We start from the raw sequence: 23,645 nt of genomic DNA, 5'->3' as shown, positions 1-23,645 counted from the left end.
GTGGTCGAGCAGTATTCGACTTAGTCACGTTCAATCCCTTTCAAGAATGATGTGATTAAGCAGCTGCCTGACGACGCTTGATTTCGGTCTTCAGCAAACGCGCTTTAGGAGAAAGCTCAGCTTCAACTGCTTTCGCCAAGAATGCGTCCAAACCACCGCGGTGCTCAACAGAACGCAGAGCGTGTGCAGAGATACGCAGTTTGTAAGTTTCGCCGAGAGTTTCACTCATCAGGGAAACATTACAAAGGTTTGGCAAGAACCGACGACGGCTCCTGTTTTTTGCGTGAGACACGTTGTTGCCGGTCATCACGTCTTTACCGGTAAGTTCGCAGCGGCGTGCCATGAGGGTCACCCTTTTAATTTGTAGGCGCCCTCATTTTTGGGCGCATTCTGTTAAAACCGGCAGGTCGCGGACACCACGGTCACGCGGAACCACCTCCGGCCCTGTACGGAAAAGTTGGCTTGCTATAATTAGTACAGCAGAATTCGTCAAGGCTTTGCTGCCTATTTGCCTGTTCGAAGCCCATTTTTCAATCAAAACTCGAACAAACTCACATCTCTTAACCACCGTGTTACCATGTTTAGGTAGTTTCATATTTCAATGAGTTTGAATTTTTTGTTCAGTTTCCTGAGTTCTCAGGCTGTCAGGCGCGAATGTCTGCGGCTGCGGAGGTACAGTATCGTGCGAGTAACAGTTTCTAAGGTTTGCAATTTTCTTGGCAAATCGAGCGTAATAGCCGTCGCAGCACTTTCATTTGGCACACTATCCACAGCTGCTCTGGGGAAAACAGAGCGCCTCGGCGGTGTCTACAATATTTCTTATGCAGGCTTCACTGTGGCAAAAGGCTCCTTATCGCTTATCCTCAGAGAGAACGCCTATTCCGCAAAAGTGGGTATGGAGCCAGCTGGCATTGGAACCCTCTTCTCCACAGGCAAAGGCGGCGCACACGCGACCGGGTGGATGAAAGGCGCAAAAGTCCTTCCAAGCACCTACACCATGGCCTCTCGTGCATCCAACCGAGATTTTTATGTCAATCTCGGTCAGGGGTCTGGCCATGTCCGCACAACCCAGGTCACTCCAAAATACAAACCGTCCAAGACCCGCGTTAAGGTCACTGGCAAGCACAAGCTCAATGCGATGGACCCGTTAAGTGCAGCGATTGTACGCGCACCGTCCCGTTCAAAAGTGCTTGATCCATCAGTATGTAATCGCAAACTGCCAATTTATGATGGCTGGGCGCGCTTCAATATCAATATGAAGTTCAAAGAAGTGCGTGAAGTCTCAGGCAAAGGCTACAACGGTCCGGTTGTCGTCTGTTCCGCACGCTGGGAGCCTGTTGCTGGACATCGTCCAGAGAAAAAGGCTGTTCAGTATCTGGCCAAAAACGCAAACATTGAGACATGGCTCGCACCGATCGGAAACACCCGTATTCTTATTCCTTACAAGGTCTCCATTCCGACATCGACAGGTACACTTGTCCTGGAAGCAGCAGAACTCAATATGCCGCAAACGTCAGGACTTCGCAAAAAAACAGCTTCCAGATAGGATTTGCACTTTAATCCCAAACCTTCTTGTCTGAAGGGGTTCAAACACCCACATTTGTGATGCAAAGCCTTGACAGATGACCCAGCTGTCGCCAGTGTCGCGCCAAAATTATAGCGCGCTCCAACGCCTTTTAGTCGGCGGGTCAAGCCCGCTGATTGTTACGAGTGAATATCCAATATGCGCAGTTACCTCGAATTCGAAAAACCAGTTGCTGACCTTGAAGGTAAAGTACAGGAATTGAAAATCCTGGCTGAAGGTGGGGAAGCGGTTGATGTGGAAGACGAGATTGCCCGTCTTCAGGAAAAAGCAGATCAGGCACTCAGCGACATCTATTCCCGCTTGACGCCTTGGCAAAAAACTCTGGTGGCTCGCCATCCAGACCGTCCGCATGCGCTGGACTACATCGACACCTTGATCTCAGATTTCACACCTCTTGCCGGTGACCGGAAGTTCTCCGAGGATTGCGCAATTATTGCAGGTTTCGGCCGTTTTCGCGGACAGTCAGTCGCTATTCTTGGTCAGGAAAAAGGTAACAACACCGAGACCCGCCTGAAGCATAACTTCGGCATGGCACGTCCGGAAGGTTACCGTAAAGCCGTCCGCATTATGGAACTGGCAAACCGTTTCAACATCCCTGTTGTCTCTTTTGTGGACACTGCAGGTGCATACCCAGGAATTGGCGCTGAAGAGCGCGGTCAGGCAGAAGCGATCGCACGCTCAACTGACATGTGCCTCGGTCTTGGCGTTCCAAACATCTCCATCGTTATTGGTGAAGGTGGCTCTGGTGGTGCGATTGCAATTGCAACCACCAACCATGTAGCAATGATGGAGCACTCCATCTATTCCGTGATCTCACCGGAAGCAGGCGCATCCATTCTTTGGCGCGACAGCACCCGTGCACAAGACGCGGCAACCAACATGAAGATCACTGCAGAAGACCTCTCCAGCTTCCGCGTCATTGATGAGATCATCAAAGAGCCAATCGGTGGTGCTCACCGCGCAAAAGAGATCGTAATTGATCGCGCAGGCAACTCGATTGAAACCGCTTTGAGTAAGATGGCTGGTCTCTCTGCAGACGAGCTCAAGAAGCAGCGTCGCGAGAAGTTCTTACGCATAGGTCGTGAACTCGGTTGATTCGAACCTAGGATTTATTGTGGGTATCCACTAAATTTTTTATAAAAGGCATCAGAAGTATATCTGATGCCTTTTTTGTTTGATCCAATCAAACTCGGGGGAAAGTGCATCTTGGGGAATACCCCACAATCTCAGAGAGAATGATCTGTGGTAAGATTCGATCAACCTTAACCCAGATAGTCTTAGTATCGAGTCGAGATTGGGGTTCGGGCAAACTAGCCCCAGCATGGTGGGTCAAGCACATGATTAGAGTGTTTCAGGGAGAGACTGGCAAGAACGTAAAGCGTGCTGCTGCGCTTGCGCTGGCTTTAACGCTAGCCGCTTGTCAGGGAACAGAGTTTGGCGCTGAGAAGCATCAGCAACCTGTGAGCAAAAGCCTTTCCAACAGAATGAAATCCAAGGATATGGAGCTCAAGTCTCCAATCATGGTTCGTCTGTTCAAGCAAGAGTCTGAATTGGAGATCTGGAAACAGACCAAATCAGGCCAGTATGCTTTGCTGGAAACCTATGAGATCTGCAAATGGTCTGGCAAACTCGGCCCGAAGATTAAGGAAGGCGACCGGCAGGCACCAGAAGGCTTCTACGAAGTCACTCCGGGCCTGATGAACCCGTTTTCCTCTTACTATCTCGCATTCAATCTTGGCTTTCCAAACAAGTTTGACCGCGCGCATGACCGCACAGGCTCAAACTTGATGGTCCATGGTGCCTGCTCTTCTCGCGGGTGTTACGCCATGACGGACGAGCAGATTGCAGATATCTACTCTCTTGGTCGCGATAGCTTCCTTGGCGGTCAGAGAAAGTTTCAGGTTCAGGCCTTCCCATTCCGCATGACACCGGACAACATGGCCAAGAACGCAAGTTCCAAGCATTATGAATTCTGGCGTATGCTGAAGCGTGGCTATGATCACTTTGAAGTCACCAAACGCCCACCATCCATTGAAGTATGTGAAAAAGAATATGTCTTCAACGCGAAGGCAGACACACGCGGAACCAAATTCAATGCACGCGGCGCTTGCCCTGCCTACACAGTGCCTGAGCACATCGCGGTGGCAGTAGCAGAAAAGCAAACCCGGGATGCACGCGAAACCGCTGAGATCCAGATCGCTATGGAAAGCAGTAAACGCCGCAAAGAAAAGATTGCAGCGTTCTTTGGTGGCACCTCAACAACTGACGTCGCAAAAGCAGAAGCACCAAACGCAACGCCTGTGAATGTAGAAGCTGCAAAAGTTTTAGCGCTGGCATCTGAGGAACCATCCCCAGCACCGCAAAAAGCTTCTGAATCAGAACGTGCTTTCAGCTACTTCACATCCCTGTTCTCTAACAGTCGTGTTGGTGAAGAGAAGAAGATCGTTGCAGAGGTCGTAAATCCATACCCAGCCGCCCCTGCACCACGCATCAAACCGCAATTGTGACGTTGTGTTAATCGAAACCTAGCCTGACTTATGTACGCTGGTCTCAATGAAGATCAACAAGTCAGGTTAGGCAAATGCCAGGCTCAAAAACCTTCTTTGGAAAGTACCACAGCAAAGAGTACATCAACGAACGCCGCCACTTACGTGGGCTCCTTGGCTATTACATAAAGTACATTCCAATGTCCTGGGGTGTGCGACTAGGCCTCTCCTCTGGCATTCTGACAAGGTATGGTGTTGAACTCACACCCAATGTCTTCGACGCCACATTCCGCATGTGCTGCGAAGGTGGTTACGGCACATTCCTCACCAGCTATCTTGTCGACTATGAAAAACCTTTCATCATGCTGGATATCGGCGCAAATCAAGGCCTCTTCAGCCTGCTTGCAGCTCAAAATACGAACTGCAAGCAAGTCATAGCTTTCGAGCCTGTTGCCAGCACATTCCAATTACTGGAACAAAACATTGAGCTAAACCTTGCTACATCTCGCATAAAGGCAGTGCAGGCAGCAGTCTCCGACCACACTGGCCAAGCTAAGATATTCCTCAGCAAAACCCATAGCGGCGGCGCATCCCTCAGCCAGAACACCGTGCATTCAGACGAAAAAACCGAAGAAATTCAAACCATCTCTGCCCAGCAGTTAGATGAGATGATCACCGATGAAATCGACATCGTGGTCAAACTCAATGCTGAAGGGCATGAAGAAACCGTGATTAAAGAGCTCATCAAGACAAGCTTCTTTCCTCGAGTTCAATCAATTTTCTATGAGAGAGATGTCAGATGGTCTGATCCAAACATGCTCAAAAACCTTCTGGAGGAGCAAGGGTTCAAAAGCTTTAAGAGAGTTGGCCATGAACCACGTTTGGACGTACTGGCAAGCCGTGAACCTGACGACACCTAAGCCCAGATTGCCATGCGCAGACCGCGTTCATCTCGCCCGAAGTCAGCCGGAAATGGCTCTGCATGGCCATACAGCAACCGCTCAGCAATAACTGCATTCACAGAAGCATCCATCAAATCATCCCGAGCGGCACCTTTGGGCGGTTTTTGGTCCAAAAAGCTCGCTACATAGCCAAACTGCACAAGCAAATCTCTCCGCGCATCTAAGCCCGCAGGATAGCTGCTTCCCTTGACCTTCTTAGGAATAGCAATGGGCTCCTGCCCGTTTAAGCGCCAGAATGCCACCTCAGGATGAACTTCATACACCCGCGCTTCCAACTCAGGCGTCATGAGCTGATCAATCTCCCGAATTTTTGGGAAGATATGGAACGCTTGCTTGGATACTTTTTTGGGTGGTGTTGAATGCGCCAGTGCAGCAGAGCAAGCCTCGCGATAATCCTCACAATAGATCGCAGCCCGGGCGGGAATGGAAAACACCGTTGATTGCCTCATACCCAAAAGAGGACGAACTGCTTTCTCAGGCCCACGACCATTGCTGCCAATCTTCTCCGGCAGCCCGATCGGCATATCGACCGCAATTTTATGCGGCTCATGCTCAGAGGCCAGCAAATCTGCAAAATGAGGAAAGATCTGCACTTCAGCTGCACGGTTTGAGGCAACCCAGCGGAAAACGGCAATCCAACCTGCTTTGCAACCGTCAACCCCAGCCACACAGACGGGATCAACTGCCACTGCTTCAGGCACGTTCAGGCGCCTCTACCACGCGGCGAGTGTTCACAAGCGCCATAGGTTGGATAAGCGGATCTTGGTGCTCAGCATAAAGCAAATCATCAGAACCAACTTTGACAGAGCGCGCGACCAACTCAAACGTTGAAGCTGTCGCTTTCTTCAATGCCTCTTCATCACTCTGCCCACTCAGGCTGCGAGCCAGATAAAGCGCTGCCAACAAGTCACCAGTGCCATGCGGTGCGCCCTGCACTTCCGCATGTTCAATCGCAAGGCTACCACGCGGCCCAACCAGCAAATTGGAAATGGAATTACGCCGGATTGCTGGCGACGATGTAATGATCGTCCGCTCCACTTGCAGCGTCCGCGCTGCCGCAACAGCTTCATTTTCCATTTCAGTACCAAACCCGCTGAGCCAAGCGAGCTCAAAACGGTTTGGCGTAATCACGTCAGCAAGCGGTAACAGTTGGTCACGAATAGCTTCAGCAATCGGCTCGGCAACATAAAGACCACCTTTGTCACCAATGACCGGGTCGCACAGATAGACCGCATCATCATTACGAGCCTTCACTTCCTGCACAATCTTCGCAACATCAGAAACCTGAGCCGCATTTGCCATGTAGCCAGAAATAACACCCTTCACAGTGCTCAAACGATCACTAGCGCAAATCTGTTCAACGATATGCTCGAAAGCTTCCTCACTGGCCGAAATACGTTCACCAGCACCTTGTCCCGGATGCCATGGCAGAACAATCGTAGGCAGCATCCAGACATTAAAGCCCATGCGCTCCAGTGCAAAAACAGCACTGCGCATGCCAACACATCCGCTGACAACCTGTGAAGAGATCACCAGAACCGAAGGCTTTTCCTTCGGAGCGCTTTCTCTGATTTTGTGTTCTACTTTTTTGACAAACCGCTCAAGCGACATCTAGGAAATCTCGTGTTCAGATGAAACGCCAGTACCAAAACGTTTCTCGATATAATCCAGAACCATCGCCTTAAACTCATCAGCAATGTTCGGCCCACGCAGAGTAACAGTTTTAGCACCATCAACAAACACAGGTGCAGCAGGTGTTTCACCAGTACCGGGCAAAGATATACCGATGTCAGCATGCTTGGACTCACCAGGACCGTTCACGATGCAGCCCATGACAGCAACGTTGAGTTCTTCAACACCCGGATATTGCTCACGCCACTTCGGCATACTCTCGCGGATATGCGCCTGAATGTCCTGAGCCAGTTCCTGAAAGACTGTGGAGGTCGTACGTCCACACCCCGGACACGCAGCAACAATAGGCACAAAACTGCGGAAACCCATTGTCTGCAGCAGTTCCTGAGAAACCTGCACTTCACGCGTGCGGTCCCCACCCGGCTCAGGTGTCAGCGAAATACGAATGGTGTCGCCGATGCCCTGCTGAAGCAGAATACCCATGGAAGCAGAGGACGCCACGATGCCCTTTGTGCCCATACCAGCTTCAGTCAAACCAAGGTGAAGGGCATAATCGCAACGCTGTGCCAGATCCGTATAAACGGCAATCAAATCCTGAACCTGTGAGACTTTCGCAGACAAAATGATTTTGTCGCGACCAAGCCCCAATTCCTCAGCACGCTGAGCAGACAACAAACCAGATTGGCAAATCGCTTCGCGCATCACTTGTTGCGCGGTCAGCGGAGAGCCTTCCTCCTGGTTTTTATCCATCAGGTGTGTCAGCAGTTCCTGATCCAGAGAGCCCCAGTTTACACCAATACGCACAGGCTTATTGTGCTTCATCGCCATTTCGATGATCTGGCCAAACTGCTTGTCTTTTTTAGTTTTAAAGCCAACATTTCCCGGATTAATCCGGTACTTATCAAGCGCTTCAGCACAATCAGGATGATCTGCCAGCAGCTTGTGTCCGATGTAGTGAAAATCTCCGACGAGCGGAACATTGACCCCAATCCGGTCCAGACGCTCTTTGATACGTGGAACAGCTGCAGCAGCTTCATCACGATCAACCGTAATACGAACCAGCTCGGACCCGGCACGCGCCAGAGCAGAAACCTGCGCAACCGTTGAATCTATGTCAGCGGTGTCGGTGTTCGTCATGGACTGCACAACAACAGGCGCTTCGCCGCCAACAATAACCCCACCAACGTCTACAGCCACAGAACGACGGCGCGGAAACGGGGAAGAAATATAGGTTTGGCTCTTGTCAGTCATGATCATTCCACTGGGATAAATCTTTAGGCAAGCAAGTGCAGCATGCAGCCCGCGCTGTCAACTTTTTAGCGCACGCTCAATTCAGTTTGATGTCATCTCAAGATGCCATCATGCACCCCAAGATTTCACAATAAACCTCTCCTCAGAATGATGCTAGGTCCACTCCATCATCAGCCTACTGAAAATAGCCAGCGACTTTTGACGCAATGCATTCATCTCTAACCTTCCATTAAGGACAAAAGACAGATCGGCGGTCAGTTTTGACCTTTTTGCACTGCACGCTAAACAACTATGCTTTTTGCTAATGCAACCAGACTAAAAAGTGGCGCAAGCTCACACCAACTCTTTTTTCAATACATTTGGGCAGGAGACTCGAAATGCTCTCAGGAAAAACCGCTGTAATCACTGGGTCCACATCAGGCATCGGCCTTGCTTACGCTCGCGCAATGGCAGAGCAAGGTGCCAACATCATGATCAATGGGTTTGGCGATGCCGATGCCATTGAGAAAGAGCGCGCTGCAATCGAATCCGACTTCGGTGTAAAATGCGTGTACTCATCAGCCGACATGACCAAGCCTGATGAAATTCACGCAATGATCCACGATGCGGTTAAATCCCTCGGTTCAGTCGATGTCCTCGTCAACAATGCAGGCATTCAGCATGTTGAAGCCATTGAGCATTTCCCGGTCGACAAATGGGATGCCATCATCGCGATCAACCTGTCCTCCGCATTCCACACAATCCGCACCGCCGTGCCTTACATGCGCAAAGCAGGCTGGGGTCGCATCATCAACACCGCGTCCGCTCACGCATTGGTAGCATCTCCATTCAAGTCGGCATACGTTTCTGCAAAGCACGGCATCGCTGGCTTAACCAAAACCGTTGCACTGGAAGTTGCAGAAAACAACATCACAGTGAACGCCATTTGCCCCGGCTATGTCTGGACACCGCTCGTCGAAAAGCAAATCCCTGACACCATGAAAGCTCGTAATATGACTGAGGAGCAGGTGAAAAAAGAAGTCCTGCTCGCTGCTCAGCCAACCAAAGAGTTCGTGACAGTCGATCAGGTTGCCGGCCTAGCCGTGTTCTTGTGCTCTGATACAGCCGCTTCAATCACCGGCACTCTCTTGCCAATGGACGGCGGCTGGACAGCACAATAACGCTCAGATGATTTCCCGGAGTTTTCTTTTCCAAGCGGCCCATGGAGGTCCATATGGCGACTACTCGGAAGACAGCGAAAAAAGAACGAAAGAAAATCAATCTGGCCTTACAAGGTGGAGGCGCACACGGCGCCTTTACCTGGGGCGTTCTGGATTGGCTCCTTGAAAACGAAGATTGGGAGATCACTGGCATCTCAGGCACAAGCGCAGGTGCCATGAATGCAGCCGTCATGGCCGATGGCCTCGTTGAAGGCGGGCAGCAAGGCGCAAGAGATGCCCTCGCCCGCTTTTGGAAATCCGTCAGCACAGCTGCAGAGACCAGTCCGTTCCAACGCAGCCCAATGGATGTTTATTGTGGCAATTGGAGCATGGACAATTCTCCGACATATCTGGCATGGGACCTGCTTTCTCGCGTCATGTCTCCCTACCAACTAAACCCAATCAACTATAATCCACTCCGCGACCTCGTTGCTGAGCAAATCAACTTCGAACGTGTGCGAAGTTGCGACCAGATGCAGGTCTATGTCGCCGCGACCAATGTTCGAACCGGAAAAATCAAAGTTTTTGCAAAGGAAGAACTCACCCTTGATTCACTCATGGCGTCAGGCTGCTTGCCGCATATGTATCAAGCGGTAGAAATTGGCGACGAGGCCTATTGGGACGGCGGCTTTATGGGCAACCCGCCTTTGTTTCCACTATTCCAACACGGTGGCTCTACCGACGTACTTCTTATTCAGGTCAATCCGGTTGAGAGAGTTGAACTTCCGCACACCGCTCAGGAAATCTCAGAGCGCATGAATGAGATCACCTTCAACTCAACTCTGCTGCGCGAGCTTCGCGCAATTGAGTTTGTGACACGGCTCATTGATGAAGGTCGTCTTGATTCGAACGAATACACCCGCGTTTACATGCACAGAATAGAAGCAACAAAAGATCTCGCCCCTTTCGGAGCTTCATCCAAGGTAAACGCCCAGTGGGAATTTGTAGAACTTTTGCACGACATTGGGCGCCAGGCTGCAAAGAAGTGGGCGCACGACAATTACGACAGCATTGGCAAACGAAGCACGCTGAACCTGGACCACGAGTTTAACTAGACCTGAACGCAAAGGTTAACACTCCCAAACCGCATTGCAAATTGCGACGCAGCATAGGTAAGCAACCTGTTAAATTAACCCGCATGTTGGAGAGACGAAGCGCAGCCACCCCAGATATTGTGCCAAAAATTTATCGCAAAACTGGCACAGCTTTTGCTTTTAAATAAGCAGCTGATATCAAGGTACTGCGTAATCAGCTTTAGAGAATATAAAGAGGGTTTTTGAGCGTGTATTCAAAGCCCTCTTTTTCTTTGGGCAATGCATCCTCCCGACACACAACTCTCAGAAAAAATCGTTTTATCCCTAAAAAAGTCTTTCAAAAAAATCAGCGTGCCAACCTTTTGGCAAGATTTTAGCGTTAGGAAAGACACGCTGATTGTTGAGTTATGCGTATTCAGCGCTACAGCGGAAGGAGCAGGCGTTTGCGACCCGACTTGCTTCTTCCGCTCACAAGCCTTCAAGCACATCTCTTAGCCCTTGATTTAGTAAGGAACCCACGCGCTCGCAAGGGTAAAGGGCCTTATTTGACCGATATCACATCATGTTCAGCGCTGCACGTAAAGCGTGTTCACTAATTCACAATTACAATCCTTGCGTTTGATCGGCCATTTGCCTGAATCAAACTGAACAATCTCTTGGCGTTTTTCGGATGTAACCGCACGCAACCGTGTGAGGCAGGCGCACCCAAGCGCTTAACCACATCCGTTCCATGAATGGCATACCCCTTATAGAAAAACACAGAGTAAGGCATCGGTGCCCCGTTATACTTACGGGAGAAATACCGTTTGTGCATTCGCGTTGGCTTAAAGGTGCCCACTGGCGTTCTGTATCCCCGCCGGGCCGTCGAAACAGGCCACGAATGCTGAACCTTCCCATCCACGAAGATCCGCATCCTTTGCTCGGAAATATCAATCTTAGCCAACACTTTAGTGGAGGATGCCTTGGCCGGAACCATAAGCAATAAACAGATAAACAGAAGTCCTGATATAGTAATTATTGTACGCATACTGAAGCCCCCTCACTCAACGCAATACTTTAGGTGAATTAGCATGCGCACCCGCAGGAGTCTGTCATCGACTTATTCTAAGGGTATTATTAACGATCTCACAGAAGGGATACTTCAATACTGAGGTAATATAACTCTCAATACCAATACATCATGCATACTTTGTTATTCATGAATATACACAAAGCTTCACTTCAAACATTGCTTTATTCACGGCACAGTCAATGAGAACTCACAGTGCATGCAGCAAATAAAAAAGCCCGGAGATCCTTCCGGGCTTCATTCATCAAGTCTATTCGATGCTCTGGTTACCTAGAACATATCCCAAGCAAACCGATAGGTCGCACCAAATCCAACAGACCACATATTGTCGTTCTGCGTAATCGGGCTATCTGCAGCTTCACCAATCAGACGGTCATAGCCACCTTGTAGGTGCAGCCCAATGCTGTCAGTCAGCGCATAACTCGCACGCGCAACACCACCAACGCTCTTGAAACCACCTTCTGCGGTGTATGGACCGAATGGAGTGCCTGCTGCAACGCTGAAATAGGTGTTCATGTATGAACCATCAGCAGCATCAACGCGCGGACCGAATACAAACGTCAAGCGATCTGTAACTTCGGTGATCACGTCAATTCCAGCGCGCCCAACAAAGCCGCGGTGACCGTTAAAACCGTGGCGCACTTCGATGAATGCACGGAACCAATCATGACGGAAGCCACCACCAAGACCAACCTCACCAGCCCAAGGCACACGAGTTGTCCCTGTCAAAGAGGAAGAATCTGAAGGATTACGCTCACCCACAAAACCAAAAGACGGATAGATGAAGAGGCCCTGTGTTTCGCCCTCTTTCACCTGACCGAAGCCCGGCAGGTAAAACCGCGAAAACGCAATCAGTGGCAGCGGATAGATTATGTATTCATCCGCACCGTCATACTTGGGATTCACAAAACCAGCCACGCCAATATCAACGACATATCTCTTGCTGGCTTGCTCCTCAGTCAAATCACCAGGCGTAAAACTATCTTCTGCCAGCGCATGACTGGAAACGGAAGCAAGCGCTAAGCCTGCGAGAATACGAAGAGAGGCGGTCATAGGTGCAGCCTTGATCGGGAAAAAGCAATTACCACCTATGATATACGTTTTAAGTCACTTTGGAGACCTGCAGTTTCAGGAGTTTTCTACAGACTGTTGCCCATTGGCATCATAAAACTCAACAACTAGTAGTTTTTTCATCTCAATTCACATTGACTGAGTAAAACAAGTCCATCAATTCCCCGTGAAACCAAAGCGTTTTCTTCAATCCTTTCAGTAAATCGGTGCCAAAAAAATCTTTTTGAATCAATAAGCCTCCGAGCAGAACAGATAAATTCTGCAGTATCGGGACAAACGCAACGTCAATTTCAAATATCCGGAAAAATAATCCTCTTGGTTTCAGAGGCTATGACGATTATTCCTAGAAAATTCAGTGATAGTGGCTGTTCTCTATCCTAATGAAACAAAAACAACGCCCCAGCCATCTGAAAGGTGCCAAACACATGTTTCTCAGCGTCTTTGAAATTTTCAAGATCGGTATAGGTCCGTCTTCGTCCCACACAATGGGACCGATGACCGCCGCCGCACGTTTCCTGGATGAATTGAGAGACGGCCGGCGCATATGGCCCGGCGCAGGTGCACCTAAGAGATTGCGCTGCACTCTTCATGGCTCACTCGCCTGGACAGGCAAAGGCCATGCCACAGACAGAGCTGTTATTCTGGGACTTGCAGGCTGCACGCCTGAAACTCTGGACCCGGATGAAGCAGAGGCGCTCGAAAAACAGATCGCAACAGAAAAGAAGCTCCATCTTGCTGACCTGCCAGAGTTGGATTTCGATCCCGATAAAGACGTTATCTTCGATTTCGAGAAAAACCTGCCAGGCCACGCAAATGGTATGGTGATCGAAGCTTACGATGCCCAAGACCGCCTGCACCTTCAGGAAACATTCTATTCCATCGGTGGCGGGTTCGTATTGACCGAAGAAGAACTGGACCGCCTGAAAGCAGCAGAAGCGTCAGGTGATCAGGCTCCCGACGAAATTAAAGGCATGCCTTATCCATTTGCTACAGCGCAAGAAATGCTGGAGATGGGACAAAAATCCGGCAAAACCATTGCTGAGATGAAGCGCGCCAACGAAATCACCTCTCTGGATCCACAAGAACTGGACAGCAAGCTCTGGCAGATCTGGGATGTGATGAACGCATGCATGGAGCGCGGCCTGAATACTGAAGGCGAGCTACCAGGTGGCCTTACAGTCAAGCGTCGCGCAGCTGCAATCAAACAACAGCTGGAAGACGAACGCGGCAATAACATGAGCATGCCGCACGTCGCCAACGACTGGCTCTCAGTCTATGCAATGGCCGTAAACGAAGAAAACGCAGCGGGCGGCAAAGTTGTCACTGCACCAACAAACGGTGCAGCAGGTGTTATCCCGGCAACCGTCAAGTATTACCGCGAGCATTGTCCGGGCAGCAACGATGAAGGCATCAAAACCTTCCTGCTCACGTCAGCAGCTGTTGGTGGCATAATCAAGCACAATGCTTCTATTTCCGGCGCTGAAGTTGGTTGTCAGGGCGAAGTTGGCTCCGCCGCAGCAATGGCAGCAGCAGGTCTCTGCGCAGCTCTTGGCGGCACCAACGAGCAAATTGAAAACGCCGCTGAAATCGCTCTGGAGCATCACCTTGGCATGACCTGTGATCCGGTCGGAGGCCTCGTTCAGGTGCCATGCATCGAGCGCAATGGCCTCGGCGCTATCAAGGCAGTCTCAGCAGCTTCACTCGCTCTGCGTGGAGATGGCTCCCACTACATGCCGCTGGACAACTGCGTTGAAGCCATGCGCCAGACTGGCGTGGAGATGAACGACAAATACAAAGAAACCAGCAAAGGTGGTCTGGCAGTCAACCTGCCAGAATGCTGATTACTCAGGTTGCGGTGGTGGCAGTTTTCTGCCCCACCATCATCTGGCGTTTTGTGCCATAGCCTTTGATACGCTCAACCTCAAAACCTGCCGTTTGCAGGTTTCGGCGCACCCAACCTGCCGCGGTGTATGTCCCGAAAGTCCCGCCAATAGCGGTTTTCTCTCCAACAGCAAGCATAAGATCTCGCCCCCAAAGCTCTGGGTTCCGTGCCGGATTAAAGCCATCAAGGAACCAGGCATCAACGGGTATAGACAGGGTTGGCAACATCTCACGAGCATCCCCAACACCCAGCAGCAGTCGCACACCATCAATGGTGATTGGATTCCAACCCGGCTGAGGCTTCCATGCAGCCAACAGCTTGTCTTTAAGCCCTTTGAGCTCGGGCCATGGCGACAGCGCTTTCTCAATCTCCGCAGCTTCCATCGGATACAGCTCAAACGAAACGTAAGTCAGCTTGGTCCGCTCTGCTTCCGGCAAACTCAGAAGTAATTCCAACGTGGCGAGAAAATTAAGCCCGGTTCCAAATCCCAGTTCAGCAATAGTAAAAGACTGTGCACCCACCCAGCGTTCAGGGAGTTGATTACCCTGCAGAAATACGTAGCGCGTTTCGCCTAATCCACCGGCTTTGGAGTAATAAGTATCTCCAAACTGCGACGCATAAGGCACATTCGCATCATCCCATTCCAATTTTGGGCGCTCTGTCATATGTCTAAGCCAAATCTCTAACGTAAAAATCGGTCTGGGCTTATACCCCAACCTGGGAAATAAAAAAACATGACCTACGATATAGTTGTTGTTGGAGGGGGAATTTTCGGACTTAGCGTCGCCAAAGCCGCACTCGGAAAAGGCTTGAAAGTCGCTCTTCTGGAAAAAAACACCATCGCATCGGGCGCCAGCGCTGGCCTTGTTGGTGCGTTGATGCCCCATGTACCGAGTAAATGGAATGACAAGAAGCAGTTCCAGCTGGATGCACTGATCGAACTCTCCGATATCGTGGAAGAGCTGGAAGAGGCTACGGGCCTTTCTGTTGGCTACAGCCGTGCTGGTCGCCTGATCCCGCTTTACACCGAACCCAAGCTCGAACATGCTCTCTCCCGCGTTGAAGAAAGCAAGCAGCGCTGGAGAAGCGATGAAACTGGCTTCACCTTCAATGTGGTGAAAGAAACACCGTTCAATGACTGGCTCACACCAGAAGCCGCTCCACTTGGCATCATCTGGGACACCTTGGCAGCACGGGCCAATCCGCGTCTTGTCTCTGCAGCTCTCAAAACCCTTCTGGAAACACGCATCGACATCATGGAACACACCGAGTATCTCGGCTTTGATGAGACTACAGGCACCGTTTCACTCGGCAATGGTGAAAGCCTGAGTGCTGATCGCGTTGTCTTGTCAGCAGGTTATGAAGGTTTCGAACCACTCAGTAAGATCGCAGGTAAACCCATCGGCATGGGTGTGAAAGGTCAATCCCTTTTGCTCGAATATAAGGCCGACAAACCTCTCCCGGTTATCTATGACAACGGAATTTATGTTGTCTCACATGCCAATGGCACTGTTGCTATCGGCTCCACCTCCGAGCAGGAGTGGACCAGTAAAGAACCAGTAGAGGCAGACATTCAAACCATGCTCTCCAAGGCAGTTGGCTTTTGCCCTTCATTGAAAGACGCGCCAATCCTCACCCGTTGGGCAGGGATCCGTCCAAAATGTAAAAAACGGGACCCTTTGGTCGGCCTCATTCCAGGCAAAGACAAAACATGGGTGGCAACTGGTGGCTTCAAAATTTCCTATGCCATTTCTCACCGCATAGCCGCCTGCCTCATGCAGGAAATGTTCCCTGAACAAGACCAGACAATCCACTTGCCAGAGAGCTTTAAGCCAGCCTTCCATTTTGGCTAGAGCATGCGAGATAAGAACAAAAATTGTTTGCCCTATCAGTTTCAGGGCAAACGCCCCCTGCTAATTGGTACTTTTTCAGGTACCGCTTCGTGAAATTAGCTCAAAATATAGAAAAATGAGGCATGCTGGACCTTGCAGGTGCCTCAGTTCAAAGTTACATGAGGAACAACTCTGTTTCCCAAGCTCTGTCTTCAGGGAAGCAATTCAGCTAGTTCATCTTCGCAAACTTGGAGTTTAACCAGTCCATGCGCGCTATTCTTGATGTCGTTTTCATCATCCTAAATCTTTACACGTGGGTCATTATTGCGAATGTGATCTTCTCCTGGCTCTATGCGTTCAACGTGGTGAACTCAAACAATCAGTTCATCGCGATGATCGGTCAGACACTTTACAATCTGACCGAACCGCTCCTGCGCCCTATCCGCCGGTTCCTACCAGCAATGGGTGGATTGGATCTTTCTCCGATTGTGCTGCTGCTCGGCATTTTCCTTATTGAGCGCATCATCGGCCTCTACGTTTATCCCTACGTATTTTAAGTAGTGGCTGAACAAGAACGCCCTTGGAAACTGCAGGCTGACGGAATTCTCATTACCGTCCGCCTCACCCCCAGATCCTCCAAAGATCAAATTGAAAAGATAGGCGAGCAGTCCGATGGCCGACCACTCGTGATGGCGCGCGTTCGCGCAGTGCCAGAAAAAGGCGCTGCAAACAAAGCCGTTGCTACCCTTTTTGCGAAAGCACTCTCTGTTCCCAAATCATCGGCAGAAGTGATTGCAGGTTCCACCGCCCGCATAAAAACACTACGTGTTCACGGCGAACCACAAGAGCTGCAAAAAAGGCTAGAAGATCATCTCTCCTAGCCTTCAAAGATAAGTTCTGTACGTAACCCCGATCAGAGAACCCACATCAGTTCTCATGGATACGTTTTAGTCTTCAAGCTTGCGCGCTTCTTCTTCCAACATAATCGGAATTCCATTCCGAATTGGGTAGGCCAGCTTTGCAGCGCGGGAGACCAGCTCCTGATTCTCAGGATTGTACTCAAGCGTTGTCTTCGTCACAGGACAAACCAACAGCTCCAAAAGCCGACGGTCCAGCTGTGGCGCTTCAAATTCGCTCATAGAGCCCTCATTCATCTTTTGTCGTTACCTGCATCACTGAAGCGTGCTGCCAGTACCACCATTGCCACGTGCCAGCTCAACTTCAGCCAGCGCAATGAGCGTATCCGCGCGCACTTTCAGATTCTCTGTTTCCAACAGAGCCTGCTTCTCTTTCGGTCCATAAGGACTCATCATGCACAACGCATTGACCAATACCTCGGTCGAGGCAGAATTGACGCTATCCCAGTCCGCTTCAAGGTCATTCACACTCAAATATTCTTTGAGCGTTGAAAGCAGCAGATCTCGATCGACATCATCTTCTCCGATACCGGTCGTCAAATCACCAGCAAAGCGGGTCGCATCAACGTGACCACGACGGAACGGGGCACGCTCTTCCAGTTCACCACGAAGCACAAAGCGAGAAACGCCAGACAACGTAATCAGATAGCGGCCATCGCCACTTTCCTGAAACCCTGTAATGCGCCCCATACAGCCAACAGTGCAAAGTTTTGGCCTACCGGCCAATTCATCATCACTGGTTTCAAACTGCGGCTGAATTACCCCAATCATGCGATCAGTACGCAAAGCACTGTCGATCATCGACGTATAGCGCGGCTCAAAAACATTGAGAGGCATGTGGGAGCGCGGGAGCAAGATAGCTCCCGGCAAAACAAACAACGGCACAACCTGCGGCAGATCATCCAGACCTGCGTAGGTCGCATTTCCAACAGTCATCGAGGCCACTTAAGTGCTCTCCGCTCTTATCATTAGGCCTAGATTACGAGAATAAAATTGAGGAGAGTTTACGGCGACCATAAGCAGAACCTGCATCTTTGAAGCCCCAGGCTTCAAAAAACTGCAGCAACTGCTTGCGCGCGCCATCTTCATTCCACTCACGGTCACGGCGAATAATCTCAATCAGCTCATCAACAGCACCAGTTTTATCCCCTTTGCCACCCAAAGCGAGCGCAAGGTCAAAACGAGCCTGATGATCATCTGCATTGGCTTCTACACGCTCACGCAACTCTGCAAGGTCATCAAGCCCTTCAGATTGCTCAGCGAGTTCAAGCGCAGCCTTGGCTGCTGCAAAATGCTGGGAGTTCTGCTCATCTTCCGGAATCATATCGAGCATCTGTTTTGCATGGTCTTTCTCACCAAGCGCCAGATAGCACATAGCAAGCCCACACAACGCCTGCACGTTGCCAGCGTCGATAGAAAGCGCGCTACCGTAAAGCTGTGCAGCTTCTGGATACCCTTCAGCATCACGAAGCTCATCAGCCTTCTCAAGCATCACTTCCAGATCACTTGGACCAATGTTTACGCCAATACGATCGAGAAACTTTTTGATTTCACCTTCGGTCTGCACACCCATAAACCCGTCAACAGGCTGGCCACCTTTAAACGCAAACACTGCCGGGATCGACTGAACACCCATCTGACCGGCAACTTCCGGATAATCTTCGATGTTCATCTTCACCAGCTTGAGAGCACCATTCGCTTCCTTGACGACTTTCTCAAGCGTCGGCGTAAGCTGCTTACAAGGACCACACCAAGGCGCCCAGAAATCAACGAGGACCACCTGATTACGGGAGCCCTCAATTACGTCCTGCACAAAGGTTTGAGTGGTCGTATCAACAATCAAGTCAGCAGCATTGGCTGCCGGAGCTGCAGATGGAGATGCCGCGCCAGCCTGTGTGTTGGTCTGATAACCGCCGCCATATCCACCGCCAAGGGAGCCACCAAAGCTGCCACCTACGGAATAACCGGATCCACTCATTATTTTGACCCTTTACTGAACCGGGAGCTGCTCATACCAGCGCTCCTCATATCAAAATCTCTAACTGCTGCCTAAAATGGTCTTAGATGAGACCAATTACAATTGGCGATCACCCAGTTTTTATAGATCTTCAGTGACTTTCTGCGCCTCTGCAGAAACCGCAAGCACATTGGCATCATGCCCACATGCCTTGGCAAACACCATCAGACCTTCCGCTGAAATCGCCGTTGAAGCGTTATTTAGCAATGGATGGAAGTTCAGAACCTCCTGCTCCATCATATCTGCATCAAACACCACGGACACGCGTTGTGCTTCCCGATCATTGATCAGAGAGAACGGCGTGACGGACCCTGGAGTAACACCCAGCACCTCTTCAAGAAGATCAGCTTTGCCGAAAGAAACACGACCAGATGCACCAATGATGCTCGAAATCTTCTTGAGATCTATCGTAGCATCATGAAGGGCCACGACCAAAAAGAGATTACCCTTTTTGTCTTTAAGGAAGAGATTCTTGGTGTGCCCACCTGGAATACGCTCATGCAGATCAGCAGATTCAGCAACCGTAAAAACCGGTTCATGATCAATAGTAGAAACCGGAATGTTCAAGTCTTCCAAGAAAGATATCAGTTGTGAACGGCTTGCTGGCATGTAGAACGACCTCTCCCAAGTCTCTGAGGCAAACCAAGTGTTTGCCACATAAATGCTGCACCGTTTTAAGCCACCTATAGAAAAAGGCAAGCGGTCCATAAGAACCGCCTGCCTCTAGCAAACCGAGGGCGAATAGTTTGCTTAGTGAGCCGTCATGACTGACGGATCAGGGAGTGGTGTGGTGTTGGTCCGAACTGGCAGAATTGGGTACTCAACGCTTGGCTGTTCTCCGGTAAGGGTCTTCAGGAAAACAGTAATTGCATCAATATCTTCTTCACTCAGCTCAGCACCAAGCTGAGAGCTGGCCATAATAGAAACCGCCTGCTTCAAATCCCAAACCTTGCCAGAATGGAAGTAAGGAGCTGTCAGATCAATATTGCGGAGCGGTGAAGCACGGAAAACGTATTCTTCCTCGGCAGTTTGAGTAACAGCAAACCGGCCTTTGTCATTGACTGGAAGAATATCTGCACCCGGCTTTTCAACCACGCCGAATGGATAGTACCCCTCACCACCAATGTTCACACCGCCATGACAAGCGGCACACCCGGTATCCATAAACACCTGCAGTCCCTGCTTTTCCTGCGCATTGAGAGCATTTTCATTACCCTCAAGGAACAGATCAAACTTGGAAGCAGGCGTAATCAAAGTTGCCTCATACGCTTCAATTGCCTTCGCCATATTGTCGAAGTTCGCTGGTAACTCCTCACCTGGGAATGCTCTTGAAAACTGCTCAGTGTATCCCGGCATACTGTTCAGAACAGCTTCAACCCGCTCTGGCGTGCTAGCCATTTCAACACCAGCTTGCACCGGGCCTTTGGCTTGCTCTTTCAGATCCTCTGCACGACCATCCCAGAACTGGGCAAGGTTGAACACAGCATTCAACACGGTGGGTGCGTTACGAGGCCCCTTTTGCCATCCATGGCCGATGGATGTTTCCAGATTATCATCCCCACCCATGCCGAGATTGTGGCAACTGTTGCACGACAGCAATCCCGAAAGCGACAATCGCGGATCAAAGAAGAGCTGTCGCCCAAGATCAATTTTTTCGCGGGTAATCGTGTTGTCTTTAACACTGGGTACAGCGTGCGGGATCGGCTTGAAGTAAGAACGCGCCTCTTCCAGCAACTCAGATTGAGCAAAAGCTCCTCCCTGAACAGCCATGCTGAAAACAGATGCGCCAATCAATGTCTTAATTATTGCTCGCATGAAATCCTCCATCATCACGAGATAATGGAGTTTAGAATCACTACAAACAAAAGCACATTGATGCAACCGCTTGACATTTACTATGGTGATATCAAAAATTTCATCAGCTTAAAACGCAAAGTCATCATCTAATATATTGAGATATACAAAAAATACTTGAAATACGAATTCCACCGATACTTACTAATACTACAAATATCGAGAATTATAATCACAAGACATACACGAAGCGTCCCTCCATACACTTAGAATAACTCTAATATAGACAAAAAATTGAGAGCTTTGACCGCGTGCAACTTACGTTTCTCAAGGGCATGTACTTCACCCTCAAAACATTCTCTTAGAATATACTAATACACGACTGCGACATACTGCCCCCAATTACAAATTGTGATCTTGACGACGTCTGGATGTTGTTCTTAGCCACGCTCGCTAATGCTCATTCTGAATGTGATTAAAAAAATTCCTGATCTTATTGAGATATATGAGGGAACCTGTTTCTGTTTCATGCAGCCCATCCACGACCTCGGAGTAAATCACATAGGTTATTTTACTCGAGTGCAATTATTTCCACAACGATCAAACAACTCTAAAAAACCATCTATCTTATTGTTATATAATATTTTTTATGAGGAACTTCACGACCTCCACATCCACAAGCTCTGAGAAACCCCACAATGAATTTCAAATTCCTTGTTGCATTCACCCCGAGCTTTTGTCATATAGCTCCCACCTCACCGACGGGGCCGCAACAAACGGCTCTAGCGAAACAGATGCGGGCGTAGCTCAGGGGTAGAGCATAACCTTGCCAAGGTTAGGGTCGTGAGTTCGAATCTCATCGCCCGCTCCAGTTTCTCTAAGAAACTGAGTTTTCGCGAAGTTGGAATTTTTTGGATATGCGGGCGTAGCTCAGGGGTAGAGCATAACCTTGCCAAGGTTAGGGTCGGGCGTTCGAATCGCCTCGCCCGCTCCAAAAAAACAAAACAACCGCCGCAAGGCGGTTTTTTGTTATCTGCAGTTCTTCATTTCTATCAGAGCTTTAGGCGAACTATTCCTCTTCAAGCCAAGGAGGAAATGGTGTGTTCTCAGCAGACATAATATTCATGAACCGGGCCTGGAAATAATCCGTGCGTCCCAACACCGGCAGAAACTTTTGCCTGAACAGACGGATCGCTGTGTTGTTTGACGCTAAAAACCGTGTGCCGGTATCAACCGTCTTCAAAACTTCCGCAGCAACGGGTCGTCGATCCAACATATATTGATGCGTATGCCCGGTAGAAACTTGCCACGCCAGCCACGCAGCATCCTCAATCCCTAAGTTCATCCCTCTGCCTCCAAAGGGAGAGTGCACATGCGCAGCATCTCCCACCAGAAAGACCCGCCCTTTCTGATAGAGATTGGCCAATCGGTGAGAGATCCGGAAAGACGACTTCCAATTGACTTTGATAACTTTCAAAATCGGCGGCATAGTCTCAAGTGGATCAGAGTGATCGGCAACAATGCGCGCCCGTGTCGCAGAAAAGGGAATGACACCGAAGATATTTGGTGACCTGTCAAACATCGTCGGCCCATCCATCGTCAGCGTCGGTTCCAACTCCACATCTGCCAGCCCCCAATCTTGCGGATACGAACTGCCTGAAAAGGTGAACCCCATTTGCGAACGCACAATTGAGTGTGCACCATCTGCCCCAATCACCATGGGTGGGTGAAGTACCTCTTCGTCACCGCTACTGGTTTGTATAACTGCAGTGACGACCTCATCCTTCTGCTCTAGCTTGACGAGTTCACACTCCCGCTCGACCGGTATTCCCAGCTCTGTCAGATGTCGTTCAAGAACAGTTTCAGTCTCATATTGCGGCAGGGCCAGCATAAAATTATAAGGCCCATCTAAGTCTGAGAGATCAACTTCTAAAAGCTCATCACTTGGTCCACAAAAGTGGACATGATTCATCCGCCATCCCTTTTGCAGCAGTTTGTCTGCCACACCAGATGGCTGCAGGATTTGGAGGGTGCGGGGATTAATGGCAAGGGCACGAGATTGAGCGTGAGGGCGCGAGTTCTTATCAATGATACGAGGCGTAAAGCCGCGTCGCTTCAGCTCAATTGCGGCAGTCAACCCACTGGGCCCTGCCCCAACAATCAGAATGCGTCCTCTTTGCATTACCATCCTACCGTACACAGGGCTTGTTGTTGCAAGCTTATGCAAAAGACGCTGTTGGAGCGTTGAACCAGTAAGGCGAACTTTAATCACTCTTGGAGGAGCTTGTTTGCCCTTCTTGACCTGGCTTTAAAATTGTCGTTTAGCTGCCTTCCAAGCTCTAAAGGATGGTATTCAATGACAACACCTTGCCCTTGCAAATCAGGAAGAGACTTTGAAATCTGTTGCCAGCCTTTTCTGGAAGGCAAGGCCCTACCCGAGACTGCAGAGCAGCTCATGCGCTCACGTTACAGCGCTTATGCCACAAAAAACATTGATTACCTGAAAGACACATTGTGGCCCCGCTACCAAAAAACCTTCAGTTCAATTGAGGTCGCAGAATATGCTGCCCAAACTCAATGGATAGGGCTTGAGATTCTGGGCACCGATAAGGGGCAACTAGGTGATGCAAAAGGCAGCGTCCTCTTCTGCGCCAAATACCTCGCCCATGGCCAAGTCGGAGAACAGAGAGAACTGAGCCTCTTCAAAAAACGCAAGGGCCGCTGGTATTATGTTGAACCGATGGCAGAAGGCAGCCGCCTCTAAACCTCACAGCCTGATCCAAAATCGACTGAGCGTAAAAACAGTCTTGCTGCGAGAGCAACAGTCAACTTCTCTGCGCCTTACATCAGTAACAACCATATCACGATGCAGATAAGGCTTTACCTCCCCCTACAAGCAAGTTCCGATCCTCAC

Annotated in this window: 24 protein-coding genes and 2 tRNA genes; 13 read left to right on the top strand and 13 right to left on the bottom strand. The window is 49.9% G+C overall.

Translation table 11 applies throughout. From position 1 onward, the window contains the following. Positions 1–55: 55 nt before the first annotated feature. Positions 56–343 (bottom strand): 50S ribosomal protein L28, encoded by a 288-nt coding sequence (gene rpmB / locus PsAD5_RS03890; protein ID WP_057463517.1) that lies wholly within the window; start codon positions 341–343, stop codon positions 56–58. A gap of 339 nt (positions 344–682) precedes the next feature. On the opposite strand from rpmB, the gene PsAD5_RS03885 reads away from it, so the two are divergent. The 4 genes from PsAD5_RS03885 (at position 683) to PsAD5_RS03870 (ending at position 4,991) form a co-directional block, all read left to right on the top strand. Then, positions 683–1,546, top strand: coding sequence for a DUF3108 domain-containing protein (locus tag PsAD5_RS03885; RefSeq protein WP_084405906.1), 864 nt, complete (start codon positions 683–685; stop codon positions 1,544–1,546). Between the two features lie 177 nt (positions 1,547–1,723). Continuing rightward, the gene (locus PsAD5_RS03880; RefSeq protein WP_063291158.1) at positions 1,724–2,680 is read left to right on the top strand and encodes an acetyl-CoA carboxylase carboxyltransferase subunit alpha; all 957 of its coding nucleotides are present in this window, start codon (positions 1,724–1,726) and stop codon (positions 2,678–2,680) included. Between the two features lie 242 nt (positions 2,681–2,922). After that, positions 2,923–4,092 carry a L,D-transpeptidase family protein gene (locus tag PsAD5_RS03875; RefSeq protein ID WP_063291157.1) on the top strand — a complete coding sequence of 390 codons (1,170 nt, stop codon included), beginning with the start codon at positions 2,923–2,925 and terminating at the stop codon, positions 4,090–4,092. 74 nt (positions 4,093–4,166) lie between these two features. Next, complete coding sequence (locus tag PsAD5_RS03870; RefSeq protein ID WP_063291156.1) at positions 4,167–4,991, top strand: FkbM family methyltransferase; 825 nt, start codon at positions 4,167–4,169, stop codon at positions 4,989–4,991. Here the strand turns inward: PsAD5_RS03870 and PsAD5_RS03865 are convergent. Genes PsAD5_RS03865 through ispG form a run of 3 tightly spaced genes read right to left on the bottom strand, consistent with a single transcriptional unit; the run spans position 4,988 to position 7,922 of the window. Next, positions 4,988–5,734 carry a DUF429 domain-containing protein gene (locus PsAD5_RS03865; protein ID WP_063291155.1) on the bottom strand — a complete coding sequence of 249 codons (747 nt, stop codon included), beginning with the start codon at positions 5,732–5,734 and terminating at the stop codon, positions 4,988–4,990. The two genes, PsAD5_RS03870 and PsAD5_RS03865, sit on opposite strands and share 4 nt — an antisense overlap. Beyond that, positions 5,727–6,644 carry a pyridoxal kinase gene (gene pdxY, locus PsAD5_RS03860; protein ID WP_082596893.1) on the bottom strand — a complete coding sequence of 306 codons (918 nt, stop codon included), beginning with the start codon at positions 6,642–6,644 and terminating at the stop codon, positions 5,727–5,729. The genes PsAD5_RS03865 and pdxY overlap by 8 nt, the downstream gene beginning before the upstream one ends. Next, entirely contained in the window at positions 6,645–7,922 is a 1,278-nt protein-coding gene (gene ispG / locus PsAD5_RS03855; RefSeq protein WP_063291154.1) for a flavodoxin-dependent (E)-4-hydroxy-3-methylbut-2-enyl-diphosphate synthase, read from the bottom strand. Between the two features lie 371 nt (positions 7,923–8,293). Here ispG and PsAD5_RS03850 point away from each other — a divergent pair, with 371 nt between their 5' ends. Continuing rightward, positions 8,294–9,076: a 3-hydroxybutyrate dehydrogenase gene (locus tag PsAD5_RS03850; protein ID WP_063291153.1), complete on the top strand. Its 783-nt coding sequence runs from the start codon at positions 8,294–8,296 to the stop codon at positions 9,074–9,076. Between the two features lie 53 nt (positions 9,077–9,129). After that, on the top strand, positions 9,130–10,170 hold the full coding sequence (locus tag PsAD5_RS03845) for a patatin-like phospholipase family protein (protein ID WP_063291152.1): 1,041 nt from the start codon (positions 9,130–9,132) through the stop codon (positions 10,168–10,170). A 571-nt stretch (positions 10,171–10,741) separates the two neighbouring features. On the opposite strand, the gene PsAD5_RS03840 is transcribed toward PsAD5_RS03845, so the two are convergent. Both PsAD5_RS03840 and PsAD5_RS03835 read right to left on the bottom strand, forming a co-directional pair. Beyond that, on the bottom strand, positions 10,742–11,125 hold the full coding sequence (locus tag PsAD5_RS03840) for a L,D-transpeptidase (protein WP_084404294.1): 384 nt from the start codon (positions 11,123–11,125) through the stop codon (positions 10,742–10,744). A gap of 363 nt (positions 11,126–11,488) precedes the next feature. Beyond that, complete coding sequence (locus tag PsAD5_RS03835; RefSeq protein ID WP_063286087.1) at positions 11,489–12,271, bottom strand: MipA/OmpV family protein; 783 nt, start codon at positions 12,269–12,271, stop codon at positions 11,489–11,491. Between the two features lie 443 nt (positions 12,272–12,714). Here PsAD5_RS03835 and PsAD5_RS03830 point away from each other — a divergent pair, with 443 nt between their 5' ends. Then, a complete protein-coding gene (locus PsAD5_RS03830; RefSeq protein WP_063291203.1) occupies positions 12,715–14,130 on the top strand; it encodes an L-serine ammonia-lyase in 1,416 nt (471 codons plus the stop codon). Between the two features lie 4 nt (positions 14,131–14,134). On the opposite strand, the gene mnmD is transcribed toward PsAD5_RS03830, so the two are convergent. After that, entirely contained in the window at positions 14,135–14,836 is a 702-nt protein-coding gene (gene mnmD / locus PsAD5_RS03825; protein ID WP_063291150.1) for a tRNA (5-methylaminomethyl-2-thiouridine)(34)-methyltransferase MnmD, read from the bottom strand. Between the two features lie 69 nt (positions 14,837–14,905). Here mnmD and PsAD5_RS03820 point away from each other — a divergent pair, with 69 nt between their 5' ends. The 3 genes from PsAD5_RS03820 (at position 14,906) to PsAD5_RS03810 (ending at position 16,884) form a co-directional block, all read left to right on the top strand. After that, positions 14,906–16,024, top strand: coding sequence for an NAD(P)/FAD-dependent oxidoreductase (locus tag PsAD5_RS03820; protein WP_063291149.1), 1,119 nt, complete (start codon positions 14,906–14,908; stop codon positions 16,022–16,024). Positions 16,025–16,269: 245 nt separating this feature from the next. Further along, the gene (locus PsAD5_RS03815) at positions 16,270–16,560 is read left to right on the top strand and encodes a YggT family protein (RefSeq protein WP_057463531.1); all 291 of its coding nucleotides are present in this window, start codon (positions 16,270–16,272) and stop codon (positions 16,558–16,560) included. A gap of 3 nt (positions 16,561–16,563) precedes the next feature. After that, complete coding sequence (locus PsAD5_RS03810) at positions 16,564–16,884, top strand: DUF167 family protein (RefSeq protein ID WP_063291148.1); 321 nt, start codon at positions 16,564–16,566, stop codon at positions 16,882–16,884. A gap of 66 nt (positions 16,885–16,950) precedes the next feature. Here the strand turns inward: PsAD5_RS03810 and PsAD5_RS03805 are convergent, their stop codons facing one another. The 5 genes from PsAD5_RS03805 to PsAD5_RS03785 all read right to left on the bottom strand — a co-directional run bounded on the left by PsAD5_RS03805 (position 16,951) and on the right by PsAD5_RS03785 (position 20,752). Then, positions 16,951–17,142, bottom strand: coding sequence for a Trm112 family protein (locus PsAD5_RS03805; RefSeq protein ID WP_057463533.1), 192 nt, complete (start codon positions 17,140–17,142; stop codon positions 16,951–16,953). 33 nt (positions 17,143–17,175) lie between these two features. After that, entirely contained in the window at positions 17,176–17,856 is a 681-nt protein-coding gene (locus tag PsAD5_RS03800) for an LON peptidase substrate-binding domain-containing protein (protein WP_063291147.1), read from the bottom strand. Between the two features lie 43 nt (positions 17,857–17,899). Continuing rightward, positions 17,900–18,898 (bottom strand): thioredoxin, encoded by a 999-nt coding sequence (trxA, locus tag PsAD5_RS03795; RefSeq protein ID WP_063291146.1) that lies wholly within the window; start codon positions 18,896–18,898, stop codon positions 17,900–17,902. A gap of 120 nt (positions 18,899–19,018) precedes the next feature. Next, on the bottom strand, positions 19,019–19,546 hold the full coding sequence (locus PsAD5_RS03790; RefSeq protein ID WP_057463536.1) for a prolyl-tRNA synthetase associated domain-containing protein: 528 nt from the start codon (positions 19,544–19,546) through the stop codon (positions 19,019–19,021). 141 nt (positions 19,547–19,687) lie between these two features. Next, positions 19,688–20,752: a cytochrome-c peroxidase gene (locus tag PsAD5_RS03785; RefSeq protein WP_063291145.1), complete on the bottom strand. Its 1,065-nt coding sequence runs from the start codon at positions 20,750–20,752 to the stop codon at positions 19,688–19,690. Between the two features lie 775 nt (positions 20,753–21,527). Between PsAD5_RS03785 and PsAD5_RS03780 the strand changes: the two genes are divergently transcribed. Together PsAD5_RS03780 and PsAD5_RS03775 are read left to right on the top strand one after the other, a co-directional pair. Further along, positions 21,528–21,602: transfer RNA gene (locus PsAD5_RS03780), tRNA-Gly, on the top strand. A 48-nt stretch (positions 21,603–21,650) separates the two neighbouring features. Then, a tRNA-Gly gene (locus PsAD5_RS03775) sits at positions 21,651–21,725 on the top strand. A gap of 75 nt (positions 21,726–21,800) precedes the next feature. Here the strand turns inward: PsAD5_RS03775 and PsAD5_RS03770 are convergent. Continuing rightward, positions 21,801–22,913, bottom strand: coding sequence for an FAD-dependent oxidoreductase (locus tag PsAD5_RS03770; RefSeq protein WP_063291144.1), 1,113 nt, complete (start codon positions 22,911–22,913; stop codon positions 21,801–21,803). 102 nt (positions 22,914–23,015) lie between these two features. Here PsAD5_RS03770 and PsAD5_RS03765 point away from each other — a divergent pair, with 102 nt between their 5' ends. Then, positions 23,016–23,495 (top strand): YchJ family protein, encoded by a 480-nt coding sequence (locus PsAD5_RS03765; protein ID WP_208981591.1) that lies wholly within the window; start codon positions 23,016–23,018, stop codon positions 23,493–23,495. Positions 23,496–23,645: the final 150 nt, after the last annotated feature.

It is taken from the genome of Pseudovibrio sp. Ad5 (genome assembly GCF_001623095.1).
Classification (GTDB): domain Bacteria; phylum Pseudomonadota; class Alphaproteobacteria; order Rhizobiales; family Stappiaceae; genus Pseudovibrio.
This window is presented reverse-complemented; position numbering and strand designations above follow the sequence as displayed.